The sequence below is a fragment of the Streptomyces sp. NPDC030838 genome, assembly GCF_055572035.1.
This window is the reverse complement of the sequence record NZ_JBVIED010000017.1, coordinates 156813-172672: the sequence shown is the minus strand read 5'-3', so window position 1 is coordinate 172672 and position 15860 is coordinate 156813. Positions and strand designations below refer to the sequence as shown.

The 15860-nt window shown below is 73.2% G+C and carries 9 protein-coding genes and 1 riboswitch; of the genes, 8 read left to right on the top strand and 1 reads right to left on the bottom strand.

Annotation, left to right across the window (positions count from 1 at the left end; all coding sequences use genetic code 11):
* Nucleotides 1–9 precede the first annotated feature (9 nt).
* Nucleotides 10–231 carry a hypothetical protein gene (locus ACZ42A_RS33960; protein ID WP_468531159.1) on the top strand — a complete coding sequence of 74 codons (222 nt, stop codon included), beginning with the start codon at nt 10–12 and terminating at the stop codon, nt 229–231.
* 90 nt (nt 232–321) lie between these two features.
* On the opposite strand, the gene ACZ42A_RS33955 is transcribed toward ACZ42A_RS33960, so the two are convergent.
* Entirely contained in the window at nt 322–4668 is a 4347-nt protein-coding gene (locus ACZ42A_RS33955) for an nSTAND1 domain-containing NTPase (RefSeq protein ID WP_468531158.1), read from the bottom strand.
* 178 nt (nt 4669–4846) lie between these two features.
* A riboswitch (cobalamin riboswitch) is annotated at nt 4847–4989 on the top strand.
* Nucleotides 4990–5091: 102 nt separating this feature from the next.
* Between ACZ42A_RS33955 and ACZ42A_RS33950 the strand changes: the two genes are divergently transcribed.
* The 7 genes from ACZ42A_RS33950 to cobI are packed head-to-tail and all read left to right on the top strand — an operon-like array spanning nt 5092 to nt 15855.
* Nucleotides 5092–6033 carry a cobalamin biosynthesis protein gene (locus tag ACZ42A_RS33950; RefSeq protein ID WP_468531157.1) on the top strand — a complete coding sequence of 314 codons (942 nt, stop codon included), beginning with the start codon at nt 5092–5094 and terminating at the stop codon, nt 6031–6033.
* The gene (locus tag ACZ42A_RS33945) at nt 6030–7538 is read left to right on the top strand and encodes a cobyric acid synthase (RefSeq protein ID WP_468531156.1); all 1509 of its coding nucleotides are present in this window, start codon (nt 6030–6032) and stop codon (nt 7536–7538) included. The genes ACZ42A_RS33950 and ACZ42A_RS33945 overlap by 4 nt, the downstream gene beginning before the upstream one ends.
* The gene (gene cobN, locus ACZ42A_RS33940; RefSeq protein WP_468531155.1) at nt 7535–11191 is read left to right on the top strand and encodes a cobaltochelatase subunit CobN; all 3657 of its coding nucleotides are present in this window, start codon (nt 7535–7537) and stop codon (nt 11189–11191) included. Before ACZ42A_RS33945 ends, cobN begins: the two co-directional genes overlap by 4 nt.
* Complete coding sequence (locus ACZ42A_RS33935; protein ID WP_468531154.1) at nt 11188–13176, top strand: putative cobaltochelatase; 1989 nt, start codon at nt 11188–11190, stop codon at nt 13174–13176. Before cobN ends, ACZ42A_RS33935 begins: the two co-directional genes overlap by 4 nt.
* A complete protein-coding gene (gene cobO, locus ACZ42A_RS33930; protein ID WP_468531153.1) occupies nt 13176–13775 on the top strand; it encodes a cob(I)yrinic acid a,c-diamide adenosyltransferase in 600 nt (199 codons plus the stop codon). The genes ACZ42A_RS33935 and cobO overlap by 1 nt, the downstream gene beginning before the upstream one ends.
* Entirely contained in the window at nt 13772–15127 is a 1356-nt protein-coding gene (locus tag ACZ42A_RS33925) for a cobyrinate a,c-diamide synthase (RefSeq protein ID WP_468531223.1), read from the top strand. Before cobO ends, ACZ42A_RS33925 begins: the two co-directional genes overlap by 4 nt.
* Nucleotides 15124–15855 (top strand): precorrin-2 C(20)-methyltransferase, encoded by a 732-nt coding sequence (cobI, locus tag ACZ42A_RS33920; protein WP_468531152.1) that lies wholly within the window; start codon nt 15124–15126, stop codon nt 15853–15855. Before ACZ42A_RS33925 ends, cobI begins: the two co-directional genes overlap by 4 nt.
* Nucleotides 15856–15860 lie beyond the last annotated feature (5 nt).

The following is a 15860-nucleotide window of genomic DNA, read 5'->3' as shown; positions in this document are numbered from 1 at the left end:
ATCAGCAGCATGAAGATCGACTGGGCGGCCCTCGGCTCCGTCTTCGGCGTCAGCCTCGTGGTCACCGTGGCCCTCGTGGGCCTCTTCACCCTCGGCATCACCGGCCTCTCCCGCCGCGAGCGCGCGGCGGAGCGGGGCGACACGGCGGCCCTCGCGGTCACCGGCGCGTACGCGTGCTTCGCGGCGTGTGCGGCGGCGGTGGCGTACGGGATCTATCTGATCGTGGTCTGAGGCGTCGTGATCTGACGTACGGCACGCAGCGCACCGGGCGGGTGCGGGGACGGGGTTCCTCGCACCCGCCCGGTCGGCGTTCGCGGGCCGCTACGGCTTCTTCTCAGGACATGGATCGTCCGTCACCGCTCCGGCACGGTCGAGGATGCGCAGTTCGGCCTCGGTGTAGGGAACGGTCCAGTGGCGGCAGAGGGCGGCGTGCCAGTCCTCGGGTTTCAGGGGGACGGAGAACTCGTCGTTCTCCCGCTGGACGAAGAGCCGGTCGGGGGTGAGCCGGAGGTCTTCCGAGCGGGCGCCGAAGGGCAGGGTGACGTAGGGCTGGTCCGTGTCCTGCGGGCGCCATAGCTCCATGTAGTCGTCGTCGCTCAGCAGGGTGCCGTCGTCGGCCAGTGCGCTCACGTACATCTCGTCGCTGCTCGCGATCGTGGCGCCCACACGAGCGCCGTTCGTCACGTCCCGTCGGGCGATGGTCCTGCTGTCGAGCGACGCGGCGAGGAGACCGCCGTGCGGGGCGAAGACGAGCCACACGCCGGCCCAGTCGAACGCGATGGTGAAGTCACCGTCGGCGATCTTCTTCCTCTGGTCGACGTTCCAGAGGCTGACTCTTCCCTCGCCGTCCGCGATGGCCACCTGGTGCCGGTTGTCGGGGCGTACCGCGTATCCGAGGCAGCCCCCGTCGGCGCCGCATGGACGGTCGGCCACGGGCCACTGGTCCCCTGAGGCCGTGTCGTAGACGATCAGCCGGTCCCAGGTCAGCACCACGACCTCGCTGCCGTAAAGGGGGGCGGCGAACAGGATGCCACCGGGGAAGCGCTCCGCGCGCTGCTGCGCCCCGCCGTCCACGCCACGGACCGACAGCAGCTCGTATTCGGATTCCCACAGGACGACACGGCGACTGTCCGTGGTGAAGAAGGCGGCCAGGTCGTCGTTGTCTACGCCTTCCCATTCCCGGAGACGGACGGGCTCCGCCGTCATCTCCTCGCCTCGTCGGCTCACGATGAGCCAGTGTCTGAACCGGTCTCGCTCGCCCGAGCGATCCGTGCGTGCGCGATATGCGCCGTCAGGGCTTCTCTCATAGGTGTCGTCGGACGACCACGCCTCGGGCTCCATCTCCAGCAACGGGAGGGTGTTCTGCCGAGTCGTCCGCAGCACCAGCAGCTCGGAACCGACGGCCACCAGCACCCGCGGCGCACCGCCCTTGCCCGGGAGAACGGCGACAGGCGTCACCCACCCCCCTCTGAAGTCGGCTGGGGTGCGGTATCGCCGGCCCGTTCGCAGCTCGGTGACCCAGAGCATGGAGGTCCCGTCCGTGCCGCTGTTCTCCACCCAGTACCGTCCGGTGGCGTCGACGTCGCTCCCCATCGCGGGGAAGACGGGGCCGGGGGCACCAGATCCAGTGAGGGGCTGGAGCACATGGCGTCCGTACTTCCGGTCGACGACGACACCCGAGCCTCCCAGCGCGAGATCCTCCGCGTGGCGGACCGTGCTCAGCGGCTTCCCGGTCTTCAGATCGCGCACGGTGGCGACGCCCGGCTCCGGATCGCCGGAGTTGGTCAGGTAGACGGCCTTCTCACCCTCACCGACCAGCGCGGCGTTGTCCGGGGCGTCTCCCCTCGCGCCGACCGTCAGGGCCTCACCGGTGCCGGTGTTCCAGACCTCGGCGGTCCATTCCTCCCCGCCCGAGAGATCGTGAGCCACTCTCAGCAGACGACCCCCACTGTCCGAGAAGTCGAGTGCCACGGTGTACGGCATGCCGCCGTCCGTCAGCGTCCGCACCGGTCGGCGCCGCCGCAGGTCGTGGACGTGTACCGCACCGTCATCCGTGGCGACGGCCAGCAGGCGCCCGTCGTCGCTGACGGCCAGGTCCTCGGGCACGCCGTCCGGAACGTGCACGTGCCACGACTGCGCCCTGCCGTGGAAGACACCGGTCCACACCCGCACATGGGTGACGTTGGACCTGCCCTCGGCCAGCGACACCACCGTGGAACCGTCGGCCGTCATGTCGAGACTCTCGAAGCGCTCCGAAGCCGGCCGCGGAAGCCCCCTGCCCACGGAGAAACCCCGGAAATAGGCGTCCAGCAAAGCCTGTCGTGCCTCCTTGCTCGGCGCGTTGTGCCAGGCGGCCAGAGCCATGCGTACGGAGGTCAGCGGGTGCGCCTCGGCAAGACGCTGCGCCTCTTCCGCCAAGTTACGGGAGGCCAGGACCCGCACGCGTTCCTCGACGGCCTGCCCGCCACGCCATGTCTGCACCGCCAGATACCCCGCCAGCAGCGCCAGAACGACCATCACCGCCGTCGCCGCCTGCCAGCGCCGCAGCGCGCGTTGCTGGTGCCGGCGGCTCAGTTCGACGTAGTCGCGTTCCGCCTGGGTGATGTCCGCGCGGCGGACCGGGTCCGCCAGTTGTTCCAGTGACGTGGCCAGCATCGTCCCCCGCAGCAGCGCGCCCGGCTCCTCCCCCGTCTCCTTCCAGTGGGCGAGTGCCTGGAGCAGCCGTTCCTGCCAGGCTCGGAAGTCGCGGGACGCCTCCAGCCACTCGCGCAGGCGGGGCCAGGCGCGGACGAGTTCCTCGTGGGCGAGGTCGACGATGGGGTCGTCGTCGGGGCCGTGGGTGATGCGGACGAAGCGGGTGTGGGTGGCCAGGGCCTCCGCGGCCGACCGGAGGTCGGGGGGCAGGGGTGCGAGGCGTACCGGCTTGCGGGTGAAGCCGCCCGCCTCGTCGGGGCGGGCGAGTTGGGTGAACAGGCGGCGCACCGGGGCTTCGCCGTGCGCCGCGATGACCTCGCCGACCCGCTGCTCGGCGTGGGCGGAGAGGGCGCCGGCGACGCCGCCCAGGGCCTCGTAGCCGGAGTGAGTGAGGCGTACGCCCTTCTCGTGCGCCCAGAGTTCCGTGAGGGCGAACTCCACCAGGGGGAGGTGGCCCGGCTCGTCCTCGGCGTCGTCGACGATGCGTTCGGCGAGGCCGGTTTCCAGAGTCAGGCCGGGGACGCGGGCCGCCGGGCCCTCGATGGCACGCAGCAGGCCCGATCGGCCGAGCGGCGCGACGACTTGGGCGCAGTCGCTGAGGACGCGAGCGGTGGCGGGGTCGGCCAGGTCGTCCAGGCAGGCGGAGCGCAGGGTGGCGAGGACGCGCAGCCGTCGCCCTTCCGCCGGGACCGAGACCATGCCGGCCATCAGGGCCAGCAGGGCCCGGGCGGTGGCGGGGTCGGCCGCGACCGTCTCCTCCAGCTGGTTGAGGAAGAAGACATGGCCCTGCGGGCCGCAGTGGTCGAGCAGGCGGCGGCCGAGTTCGGCGGGGGTCGGGCCGTCGGCGGAGTCCAGCAGGTCGGCCAACGCCAGCGCCACGCGTTCGTGTTCCACGGTGGTCAGTGCAGGGTGGCGAGCGGGTTCGGCCCCCCGGGGCGCGGGCACGGCGGCGGGGCCGGAATCAGCGCCGGGATCGAGCGACGACGCCGAGGTGGCGGCGGAATCAGCCTCGGGCGCCGACGCCGAGGCGGCCCCGGCATCAACCCCCGCCCCCAGCACCCCCACCACCGCCCTCGCCACCGTCAGCGACGCCCGCGTCCCGGGCAACGGACGGATCTCGGACACGGTGAACCCCTCGGCCCGCAGGCGCGGCAGCACCCCCGCCCGGACCAGCGACGTCTTGCCACTGCCCGACGGCCCCACCACCGGTACCACCAGGTGCCGTTCGACCGCGTCCAGGAGGCGGTGAGTCTCCTCCTCGCGGCCGAAGAAGTACTCGGCGTCCTCCTCGCGGAAGGCGTCGAGGCCTCGGTAGGGGCAGCGGCGCAGGCCTGGCCGGAGGTCCAGCAACGTGGCCGCCGGGATGAGATACGACGTCACCGCCGAGGCGCCGCGGTCGGTGGCGACGGTCATGCCGATGACCGCGCCCACCTCCTCGTCCCAGACCGGCGCTCCGCTGCAGCCGGGGCCGATGCGGTGGCCGGTGCTGCCGTCCGTCTCCATCGAGATCCAGCCCTGGCCCACCGCGCCGAGCAGCCGTCCGCCGATCCAGGCGCCGTGCTCGGCGGTGGCGGGGAAGCCGAGGATGCGGAAGCGGTGGTGCCAGACGTCGCCGGTGCCGGCGAGCGGGACCGCTCCGGCGGGTGCGCCTTCCGGCAGCCGCAGCAGGGCGATGTCCCCGCTGCCGTCCCCCGCCACCGGCCGCCAGGCCGTCACCGACGCCTCGTAGGTGACCGTGCCGGGCAGGAGCGGGAATTCCACGGTCACCGGTGACGTGGGCGGCGTCGGCGAACCAGCGTCCGTGCGCAGCGCGTCCGCGACGACATGCGCGCAGGTGGCCACCGTCCCGGGCGCCAGCAGGAACCCGGTCCCGACGCGGCGCCCATCGCCGCCGCACACCCGTACCACCGCCGCGCCGAGGCCCTCCGGGGAACGCGCCGCCGCCCCCGGTACGCCCGCTTCATCAATGCTCATACGTTTTCGCCGAGTTCCCCACACCTCGTAGCACTTCGCACGACGTATTGGAGGCGCCCCCCGCCTCCCCCGCAACCGGCTTCACGGAAGGCCACCCGCACGGGGAGGAGCGCGGGCCGGTGCCGGGCATGTGGGGTTCTGCACACTCCCCCCTCGCAGGTCAACGGCAAGTTGACGGCCGTTCCGACCGCGTGGTGGACTGCCGGAGCCATGTACGGCGGCAGGAGAGGAAGCCCGGTGTGAATCCGGCGCGGTCCCGCCACTGTGACCGGGGAAGGACAACCCCCGGGAGCCAGGAACTCTCACCGCCGGTCTCGTCGAACCAGGGCGCGGACACCCTGAGTGAGGACATAACGCGATGCTCGGCTGCCGATCGAGGAACTCCAGAAGGCTCCCCCCCGTCCCCACGGTCGGCTGAGTCCCATGCGTGCCGATCGCGTCTTCGCGTACGGCGCCGCCGCCGGTCTCCTCGGTGATCTGCTCCTCGGCGATCCGCGCCGCGGGCATCCGGTCGCCGCGTTCGGGCAGGCCGCGGCCGCCGTCGAACGTGTCCTGTACCGCGACCACCGGGGGCGGGGCGTCCTGCACGCCGTGGTGTGCGCCGGTGGCGCCATCACCCTGGGGGCCGTGGCCTCGCGGGTCGTACGGTCCTCCCCCGCCGCCTCCGTCACGCTGACCGGCGCCGCCACCTGGGCCGTCGTCGGCGGCACCTCGCTCGCGCGCGAGGCCACCGCCATCGGGCGGGCGCTGGAGGCGGGCGACATCGAGGCCGCCCGGGAGCGGCTGCCCCATCTGTGCGGGCGGGATCCGCAGGCGCTGGACGCCGACGGGATCGCCCGGGCCGTCGTCGAGTCCGTCGCCGAGAACACCTCCGACGCCGTCGTGGGCGCGCTCGTGTGGGGGGCCGTGGGGGGCGTGCCCGGCCTGCTCGGGTTCCGGGCCGTCAACACCCTCGACGCCATGGTCGGGCACAAGTCGCCCCGGTATCGGCGTTACGGGTGGGCGTCCGCCCGGCTCGACGACCTCGCCGGGTGGCCGGGGGCGCGGCTGACCGCCGTACTCGCCGCGCTCGCCGGTGACGATCCGCGCGGGGCCGTGCATGCCTGGCGGGCCGACGCCGCCAGGCATCCGAGCCCCAACGCCGGGCCCGTGGAGGCCTCGTTCGCGGGGGCGCTCGGGGTGCGGCTGGGCGGGACGCTGTCGTACGGGGGGCGCGTGGAGCACCGGCCCGTGCTGAACCAGGCGGGGCGCGCCGTCCACGTCAACGACATCCGACGGGCCGTACGGCTCTCCCGGCGCGTGAGCTGGCTCGCGCTCGGCGTGTGCGCGGGCGCACGCCTCATCAGGAAGGGGCGTAAGCGATGAACGGTGGTCTGCTCGTCGCCGGTACCACCTCCGACGCCGGCAAGAGCGTCGTCACCGCCGGGATCTGCCGGTGGCTGGTGCGACAGGGCGTCAAAGTCGCGCCGTTCAAGGCGCAGAACATGTCCCTCAACTCCTTTGTCACGCGCGAGGGTGCCGAGATCGGGCGGGCGCAGGCCATGCAGGCGCAGGCCTGCCGGGTCGAGCCGACCGCGCTGATGAACCCCGTGCTGCTCAAGCCGGGCGGCGAGCAGAGCAGCCAGGTCGTGCTGCTCGGCAAGCCGGTGGGCGAGCTGAGCGCGCGCGGGTATCACGGCGGGCGGCAGCAGAAGCTGCTCGGCACCGTGCTGGACTGTCTCGCCGAACTGCGGGGCACGTATGACGCGGTGATCTGTGAGGGGGCCGGTTCGCCCGCCGAGATCAATCTGCGGCGGACCGACATCGTCAACATGGGCATCGCGCGCAATGCCGGGCTGCCCGTGCTCGTCGTCGGCGACATCGACCGCGGCGGCGTCTTCGCGTCCTTCTTCGGGACGGTCGCCCTGCTGTCGCCGGAGGACCAGGAGCTGGTCGCCGGCTTCCTGGTCAACAAGTTCCGCGGTGACGTCTCCCTGCTGGCGCCCGGCCTCGACATGCTGAACGGGCTCACGGGGCGGCGGACGTACGGCGTGCTGCCGTTCCGGCACGGGCTCGGCATCGACGAGGAGGACGGCCTGCGGGTCTCCCTGCGCGGGACCGTGCGGGAGTCGAACGTCGCCCCGCCCGTCGGCGAGGACGTGCTGCGGGTCGCCGTCTGTGCCGTCCCCCTCATGTCCAACTTCACGGACGTGGACGCGCTCGCCGCCGAACCGGGCGTCGTGGTGCGGTTCGTGGACCGGCCCGAGGAACTGGCCGACGCCGACCTCGTGGTCATTCCGGGCACGCGCGGAACCGTGCGGGCGCTGGAGTGGCTGCGGGAGCGCGGGCTGGCGGACGCCATCGTCCGAAGGGCCGCGCAGGAAAGGCCCGTCCTCGGCATCTGCGGCGGCTTCCAGGTGCTCGGCGAGCACATCGAGGACGACGTCGAGAGCCGCCGGGGGCACGTCGACGGGCTCGGGATCCTGCCCGTGCGGGTGCGGTTCGCCCGCGAGAAGACCCTGACCCGGCCGGAGGGGGAAGCCCTCGGCGAGCGCGTCGAGGGCTACGAGATCCACCACGGCGTCGCCGACGTCCTTGGCGGGGAGCCCTTCCTGGACGGCTGCCGGGTCGGCCAGACCTGGGGCACCCACTGGCACGGCTCGCTGGAGTCGGACGGCTTCCGGCGCGCCTTCCTGCGCGAGGTGGCCGCCGCCGCTGGGCGCCGCTTCGTGCCGGCCGCCGACATCTCCTTCGCCGCGCTGCGCGAGGAACAGCTCGACCGGCTCGGCGACCTGATCGAACAGCACGCGGACACGGACGCGCTGTGGCGGCTCATCGAGTCCGGTGCGCCGCAAGGACTGCCTTTCATTCCCCCGGGAGCGCCCGCATGAGCACTGGCACTGTGTTGTTGTTGTCGACCGCCGACACCGATCTGCTGGCGGCCCGTGCCTCCGGCGCGCCCTACCGGATCGGCAACCCGACCCGCGTCGACGTCGCCGAGGAGCTTCCGGCGCTGATCGACGGCTCGGACATCGCCGTCGTACGGCTGCTCGGCGGCAAGCGCGCCTGGGAGGACGGGCTCGCCGCGCTGCGGGCGTCCGGCGTCCCGACCGTGCTGCTCGGCGGCGAGGCCGTGCCGGACGCGGAGCTGATGGCCGAGTCGTCGGTGCCCGCCGGTGTGGTGGCCGAGGCGCTGAAGTACCTGGTCGAGGGCGGCCCCGCCAACCTCACCGAACTCGCCCGGTTCCTGTCCGACACGGTGCTGCTGACCGGCGAGGGGTTCGCCGCGCCGCAGAAGATGCCGGAGTACGGCGTGCACGGCGAGCGTCCCCTGGTGGACGGCCGCCCGACCGTCGGCGTGCTCTTCTACCGGGCCCACGAACTGAGCGGCAACACCGCCTTCGTCGACACCCTCTGCGACGCGATCGAGGCCCGGGGCGCCAACGCCCTGCCCGTCTACTGCGGTTCGCTGCGCGGCGCGGACGCCGGGCTGTACGAGATCCTCCGGCAGACCGACGCCCTCGTCGCCACCGTCCTCGCCGCCGGCGGCACCCACGCCTCGCAGGCCTCCGCGGGCGGCGACGAGGAGGCCTGGGACATCGGCGCGCTCGCGGACCTGAACGTGCCCGTGCTGCAGGGGCTCTGCCTCACCTCCTCGCGCGCCGCCTGGGACGAGTCCGACGCCGCCCTCTCCCCCATGGACGCGGCCATGCAGGTCGCGATCCCCGAGTTCGACGGCCGTCTGATCACCGTGCCGTTCTCCTTCAAGGAGCAGGGCCCCGACGATGTGCCCGTGTACGTCGCCGACCCGGAGCGGGCCGCGCGCGTGGCCGGGATCGCCGTACGGCACGCGGGGCTGAAGCACAAGCCCAACGCGGACAAGAAGATCGCACTGGTCTTCACCGCGTACCCGACCAAGCACTCCCGGGTCGGCAACGCGGTCGGCCTCGACACACCGGCGTCGGCGGTGCGGGTGCTGGACGCGCTGCGGGACGCCGGGTACAGCCTCACGGAGTACCCCTCCGGCGGCGACGAGCTGATCCACCGGCTCATCGAGGCCGGCGGCCACGACGTGGAGTGGCTGACGGAGGAACAGCTGGCCGCCGCGCCCGCGCGCGTACCGCTCGCCGACTACCGGGCGTGGTTCGAGAAGCTGGACCCGGAGCTGCGGGAGGCCATGCGGGAGGCGTGGGGCGAGCCGCCGGGCTCCCTCTACGTCGACGGCGACGACATCGTGCTGGCGTCCCTGCGGTTCGGGAACGTCGTGGTCATGATCCAGCCGCCGCGCGGCTTCGGCGAGAACCCGATCGCGATCTACCACGATCCCGACATGCCGCCGTCCCACCACTACATGGCGGCCTACCGCTGGCTGGAGAACAGCTTCGGCGCCGACGCGATCGTGCACATGGGCAAGCACGGCACGATGGAGTGGCTGCCGGGCAAGGGGCTGGGGCTGAGCGGGGCCTGTGCTCCGGACGCGGTCCTCGGCGACCTCCCCCTGATCTACCCGTTCATCGTCAACGACCCCGGCGAGGGCACCCAGGCCAAGCGGCGCGGCCACGCGACGGTGGTGGACCACCTCGTCCCGCCGATGGCGCGCGCGGACACCTACGGTGACCTGGCCAAGCTGGAGCAGCTGCTCGACGAGTACGCGCTGGTCAGCGACCTGGACCCGGCTAAGGCGCCGGCCGTGCGGGCGCAGATCTGGACGCTGGTCAAGGCGGCCGAACTGCACCACGACCTGCATGTGGACGAGCAGCCGGACGACGACGAGTTCGACGAGTTCGTCATGCACATCGACGGCTATCTGTGCGAGATCAAGGACGTGCAGATCCGCGACGGCCTGCACATCCTCGGCGGCGGACCGGTGGGCGAGCCGCGCGTGAACCTGGTGCTGGCCGTGCTGCGGGCGTCCCAGGTGTGGGGCGGGCAGGCGAACGCGCTGCCGGGACTCCGGGCCTCGCTGGCGGCCCATTTCGGGCTGGTCGAGAAGGACCTGCTGGCCGAGCCGGGGGCGCCGGTGAAGGTGCCGGTGGAACTGACGGACCTGGTGGAGGGTCCGGCGCGGACGGCCTCCGACGCGATCGACCTGCTGGAGCAGCTGTGCCGGCGGATCGCGGAGGGGATGGAGGAGCGCGGCTGGGACGCCTCTCAGAGCACCGCTCTCCTGAGGAACGTACTCGGCACCGAACTGCCCGACGCGGTCGCCGTCTTGGAGTTCGCCTGCACGGAGGTCGTACCGCGGCTCGCCCGTACGACGGACGAGATCGGGCACATCCTCAAGGCGCTCGACGGCGGATACGTCCCGGCGGGCCCGTCCGGCTCCCCCACCCGCGGTCTGGTCAACGTCCTGCCGACCGGCCGCAACTTCTACTCGGTCGACCCGAAGGCGATCCCGTCCCGGCTGAGCTGGGAGGTCGGGCAGTCGCTGGCGGACTCGCTGGTGCAGCGCTACCTCGCCGACAACGGCGAGTACCCGAAGTCCGTCGGTCTGACGGTCTGGGGTACTTCGGCCATGCGGACCCAGGGCGACGACATCGCCGAGATCCTGGCGCTGCTGGGGTGTCGGCCCGTGTGGGACGAGGCGTCCCGGCGGGTCACCGGGTTCGAGATCATCGGCCTGGAGGAGCTGGGCCGGCCCCGCATCGACGTCACCGTCCGTATCTCCGGCTTCTTCCGGGACGCGTTCCCGCATGTGGTCGGCCTGATCGACGACGCGGTGCGGGCGGTGGCCGAGCTGGCCGAGCCCGCCGACGCCAACTACGTGCGGGCGCACGTGGACGAGGACACCGCCGAGCACGGCGACCGCCGGCGGGCCACGGCCCGGATCTTCGGATCGAAGCCGGGGGCTTACGGCGCGGGCCTGCTGCCCCTGATCGACGCCCGCAACTGGCGCTCGGACGCGGATCTCGCCGAGGTGTACGCCGTCTGGGGCGGTTACGCCTACGGGCGCGGGCTCGACGGGCGGGCGGCGCGCGGGGACATGGAGACGGCGTTCAGGCGGATCGCGGTCGCGGCGAAGAACGTGGACACGCGCGAGCACGACCTCGTCGACGCGGACGACTACTTCCAGTACCACGGCGGCATGGTCGCCATGGTCCGGCACCTGACGGGCGCCAACCCCGAGGCCTACGTGGGTGACTCGGCGACCCCGGACCAGGTGAAGACGCGCACGCTCGGCGAGGAGACCCACCGTGTCTTCCGCGCCCGGGTCGTCAACCCGCGCTGGATGGCGGCCATGCGCCGGCACGGCTACAAGGGCGCCTTCGAGATGGCGGCGACCGTCGACTACCTCTTCGGCTACGACGCCACCGCCGGGGTCGTGGACGACTGGATGTACGAGAAGCTGAGCGCGGAGTACGTCTTCGACCCGGAGAACCGGGACTTCATGAAGCAGTCCAACCCGTGGGCGCTGCGCGGCATCACCGAGCGGCTGCTGGAGGCGGCGGACCGGGGCCTGTGGGCCGAGCCGGACGCGGACACGCTGGAGCGGCTGCGCGCCACTTACCTGGAGCTCGAAGGCGACTTGGAGGGCGACCAGTGACGACTCCCTTCCCTTTCACGGCCGTTGTCGGCCAGGACGATCTGCGGCTCGCGCTGCTGCTGAACGCCGTGTCCCCGGCGGTCGGCGGCGTGCTGGTGCGCGGCGAGAAGGGCACCGCGAAGAGCACGGCGGTTCGTGCGCTGTCGGCGCTGCTGCCGGAGGTGGCCGTCGTTCCCGGGTGCCGGTTCTCGTGTGACCCGGCCTCCCCGGATCCCGGCTGCCCGGACGGGCCGCACGAGCCGGGAGCCGGGGCCGCGCGCCCCGCCCGCATGGTCGAGCTGCCCGTCGGCGCCTCCGAGGACCGGCTGGTCGGTGCGCTGGACATCGAGCGGGCGCTCGCGGAGGGCGTGAAGGCGTTCGAGCCCGGTCTGCTCGCCGACGCGCACCGGGGGATTCTGTACGTCGACGAGGTCAACCTCCTCCACGACCACCTGGTCGACCTGCTGCTGGACGCCGCCGCGATGGGCGCCTCGTACGTCGAGCGCGAGGGCGTCTCCGTGCGGCACGCCGCCCGCTTCCTGCTCGTCGGGACCATGAACCCGGAGGAGGGCGAGCTGCGGCCGCAGCTGCTCGACCGGTTCGGGCTGACCGTCGAGGTCGCCGCCTCCCGGGAGCCGGAGCAGCGGGTGGAGGTCGTGCGGCGGCGGCTCGCCTACGACGACGATCCCGCCGGGTTCGCCGCGCGCTGGGCCGACGAGGAGGCCGCCGTACGGCAGCGGATCGTCGCGGCGCGGGAGCTGCTGCCGCAGGTGCGGCTCGGTGACGGGGCGCTGCGGCAGATCGCGGCGACCTGTGCCGCGTTCGAGGTGGACGGCATGCGCGCCGACATCGTGATGGCGCGTACCGCGACGGCGCTGGCCGCGTGGGCGGGCCGCACCGACGTGCTCGCGGAGGATGTGCGGCAGGCGGCGCTGCTGGCGCTGCCGCATCGCAGGAGGCGCAACCCGTTCGACGCGCCCGGCCTTGACGAGGACAAGCTCGACGAGACGCTGGAGCAGTTCTCCGGCGAGAGCGACGATGATCCCGACCCCGGCCCCGACGGGCCCGGTGGCGGCGGTGGGGAGCCCGCTCCCGACAGCGGCCCGCAGGGCGGTGACACCGCCGCGCGTCCCGAGGCCGGGGAGGGCGGCGAGCCGCAACCGTCCGGCGCGGGTGAGCAGTCCGCCGTACGAGCCGCCGAGCCGTTTCGGACCAAGGTGCTGAGCGTCCCCGGCATCGGGGAGGGCGCCGCCGGGCGGCGGTCGCGGGCGCGGACCGAGCACGGGCGGACGACCGGGGCCCGGCGTCCGCAGGGCGCGCTGACCAAGCTGCACCTGGCGGCGACCGTGCAGGCGGCGGCCCCGCACCAGCGGGCGCGCGGCCGGTCCGGTCCGGGGCTGGTGATCCGCCGGGACGATCTGCGGCAGGCGAGCCGGGAGGGCCGCGAGGGCAATCTCGTGCTGTTCGTCGTCGACGCCTCCGGGTCGATGGCGGCGCGGCAGCGGATGAGCGCGGTGAAGGGCGCCGTGCTGTCGCTGCTGCTGGACGCCTACCAGCGGCGGGACAAGGTGGGGCTGGTGACCTTCCGGGGGTCGGCGGCCGAGGTCGCGCTGCCGCCGACCTCGTCCGTGGACGCCGCCGCGGCTCGGCTGGAGTCGCTGCCCACCGGTGGGCGGACTCCGCTCGCCGCCGGTCTGCTGAAGGCGCACGACGTGCTGCGGGTCGAGCGGCTGCGGGATGCCGCGCGCCGGCCGCTGGTCGTCGTGGTGACGGACGGGCGGGCCACCGGTGGCCCCGAGCCGGTCGCCCTCGCCTCCCGCGCGGCGCGGCTGTTCGCGGCCGACGGGGTCGCGTCGGTGGTCGTGGACTGCGAGTCGGGGCCGGTGCGGCTGGGGCTCGCGGGGCAGCTCGCGGGTGAGCTGGGCGGTACGGCGGTCACGCTGGACGAGCTGCGGGCCGAGTCGATCGCCGGTCTGGTGAAGGACGTACAGAGGAGGGCCGCGTAATGCCGCAGGGACAGCCGAGTGTCATTCCCGACGATGGTCTGACGACGCGTCAGCGGCGCAACCGGCCGCTCGTCGTCGTGCACACCGGCGTCGGCAAGGGCAAGTCCACCGCCGCCTTCGGGCTGGCGCTGCGCGCCTGGAACCAGGGATGGCCCATCGGGGTGTTCCAGTTCGTCAAGTCGGCGAAGTGGAAGGTCGGCGAGGAGCGGGCGCTGCGGGTGCTCGGCGACTCCGGCGAGGGCGGTTCGGTCGCCTGGCACAAGATGGGCGAGGGCTGGTCCTGGGTCCAGCGCGACGCGCAGATGGACAACGAGGAGAAGGCCCGCGAGGGCTGGGAGCAGGTCAAGCGGGACCTGGCGAACGAGACGTACAAGCTGTACGTGCTCGACGAGTTCGCTTACCCCATGCACTGGGGCTGGGTGGACACGGACGAGGTCGTGGACGTGCTGCGCAATCGTCCGGGCACCCAGCATGTCGTCATCACCGGGCGGAACGCGCCGGAGAAGCTCGTCGACTTCGCCGACCTCGTGACCGACATGTCCAAGGTCAAGCACCCCATGGACGTCGGGCAGAAGGGGCAGAGGGGCATCGAGTGGTGAACCCCTCCTCGTCCGTCCCCCGGCTGGTCGTCGCCGCGCCCTCCTCGGGCAGCGGCAAGACCACCGTCGCCACCGGGCTGATGGCCGCGTTCGCCGCGCGGGGGCTCGCCGTGTCCCCGCACAAGGTGGGGCCGGACTACATCGACCCCGGGTACCACGCGCTCGCGACCGGGCGGGTGGGGCGCAACCTCGACGCGTATCTGTGCGGGCCGGAGCTGGTCGCTCCACTGTTCCTGCACGGGGCGCGGGGCTGCGACCTGGCCGTGGTCGAGGGCGTGATGGGGCTGTACGACGGGGCGGCCGGGGAGGGCGAGCTGGCGTCCACCGCGCAGGTGGCGAAGCTGCTGCGGGCGCCGGTGGTGCTGGTGGTGGACGCCTCGTCGCAGTCGCGGTCGGTGGCAGCGCTGGTGCACGGCTTCGCGTCCTGGGATCCGGAGGTGCGGATCGGGGGCGTGATCCTCAACAAGGTCGGCTCGGACCGGCACGAGGCGTTGCTGCGGGAGGCGCTGGACTCGTCCGGGGTGCCGGTGCTCGGGGTGCTCAGGCGCGTACAGCAGGTGGACACGCCGTCGCGGCACCTCGGGCTGGTGCCGGTCGCCGAGCGGCGTACGGCCGCGGTGGAGGCCGTGGCGGCGATGGCCGCGCAGGTCGAGGCCGGGTGCGATCTGGAGGCGCTGGCGGGGCTGGCGCGCGGTGCGGGCCCGCTGTCGTGCGCCGCCTGGGAGCCGCCGGAGGTCTCCGTCGGCGAGCGCGCGGTGGTCGCCGTCGCCGGTGGTCCGGCGTTCACGTTCTCCTACGCCGAGCACGCCGAACTGCTCACCGCCGCCGGTGCCGAGGTGGTGACCTTCGATCCGCTGCGGGACGAGGAGCTGCCGGAGGGGACGCGCGGGCTGGTGATCGGCGGCGGTTTCCCCGAGATGTACGCCAGTGAGCTGTCCGCCAACGAGCCGCTGCGCAAGGCGGTCGGCGAGCTGGCGATGAGCGGGGCCCCGGTGGCGGCCGAGTGCGCGGGGCTGCTGTATCTGTGCCGGGAGCTGGACGGGCAGCCGATGTGCGGGGTGCTGGACGCCTCCGCGCGGATGAGCGAGCGGCTGACGCTGGGCTACCGGGACGCGGTGGCCGTGGGCAACAGTGTGCTGGCGCCGGCCGGGACGCGGATGCGGGGGCACGAGTTCCACCGCACGGTCGTCGAGCCCGGCGCGGGGGCCGCCCCGGCGTGGGGGATGCGGGCGCCCGAGCGGCGCGTCGAAGGTTTCGTACAGCGCGGTGTGCACGCGAGTTATCTGCACACGCACTGGGCGTCCGAGCCCGGTGTCGCCCGTCGGTTCGTGGAGAGGTGCCGGACGTCATGAGCAGCAGGCTGATCGGAGTCGGGGTCGGTCCGGGCGACCCGGAGCTGGTGACCGTGAAGGGCGTGAACGCGTTGCGGGCCGCCGAGGTCGTGGTCGTCCCCGTGATGGACACCGGCGAGCGCGGGCGCGCGGAGGCGACCGTGCTGCACTACGTGCCCGAGGAGAAGGTCGTCCGGGTGGTGTTCGCGCTGAACGAGCGGACGGACCGGGCGCGGCGCGAGGCCGCCTGGGACGCGGCCGGCGAGCGGGTCGCCGAACTGCTGCGGGCCCGGGGCACGGTGGCGTTCGCGACCATCGGGGACCCGAACGTGTACTCGACGTTCACCTATCTCGCGCAGACCGTCGCCGAGCTGGTGCCGGGGACGGTGGTGGAGACGGTGCCGGGGATCACCGCGATGCAGGATCTGGCGGCGCGCTCCGGTGCGGTGCTGACGGAGGGCACCGAGCCGCTGACGCTGGTGCCGGTGACCGCGGGCGCGGCCGTGCTGAAGGACGCGCTGAACGGGCCGGGGACGGTCGTGGCGTACAAGTTCGGCCGGCAGGCGGGCGAGGTCGCCGAGGCGCTGCGCGACAGCGGGCGGATCGACGGTGCCGTGTGGGGTTCGGCGCTGGGGCTGCCGGAGGAGTCGATCCAGCCCGCCGCCGAGCTGGACGGGGCTCCGCTGCCGTATCTGTCGACGCTGATCGCGCCCGCGCGGCGGGACGGCGGACGGGGCGGCAAGCTGTGAGCCGT

Excerpts from the sequence above, each read along its gene's own strand:
- cobN (WP_468531155.1), top strand. The coding sequence starts at position 7,535 with ATGAGCACTGGCACTGTGTTGTTGTTGTCGACCGCCGACACCGATCTG.
- ACZ42A_RS33955 (WP_468531158.1), bottom strand. The coding sequence starts at position 4,668 with ATGAGCATTGATGAAGCGGGCGTACCGGGGGCGGCGGCGCGTTCCCCG.
- cobI (WP_468531152.1), top strand. The coding sequence starts at position 15,124 with ATGAGCAGCAGGCTGATCGGAGTCGGGGTCGGTCCGGGCGACCCGGAG.
- cobO (WP_468531153.1), top strand. The coding sequence starts at position 13,176 with ATGCCGCAGGGACAGCCGAGTGTCATTCCCGACGATGGTCTGACGACG.
- ACZ42A_RS33945 (WP_468531156.1), top strand. The coding sequence starts at position 6,030 with ATGAACGGTGGTCTGCTCGTCGCCGGTACCACCTCCGACGCCGGCAAG.
- ACZ42A_RS33960 (WP_468531159.1), top strand. The coding sequence starts at position 10 with ATGAAGATCGACTGGGCGGCCCTCGGCTCCGTCTTCGGCGTCAGCCTC.
- ACZ42A_RS33950 (WP_468531157.1), top strand. The coding sequence starts at position 5,092 with ATGCGTGCCGATCGCGTCTTCGCGTACGGCGCCGCCGCCGGTCTCCTC.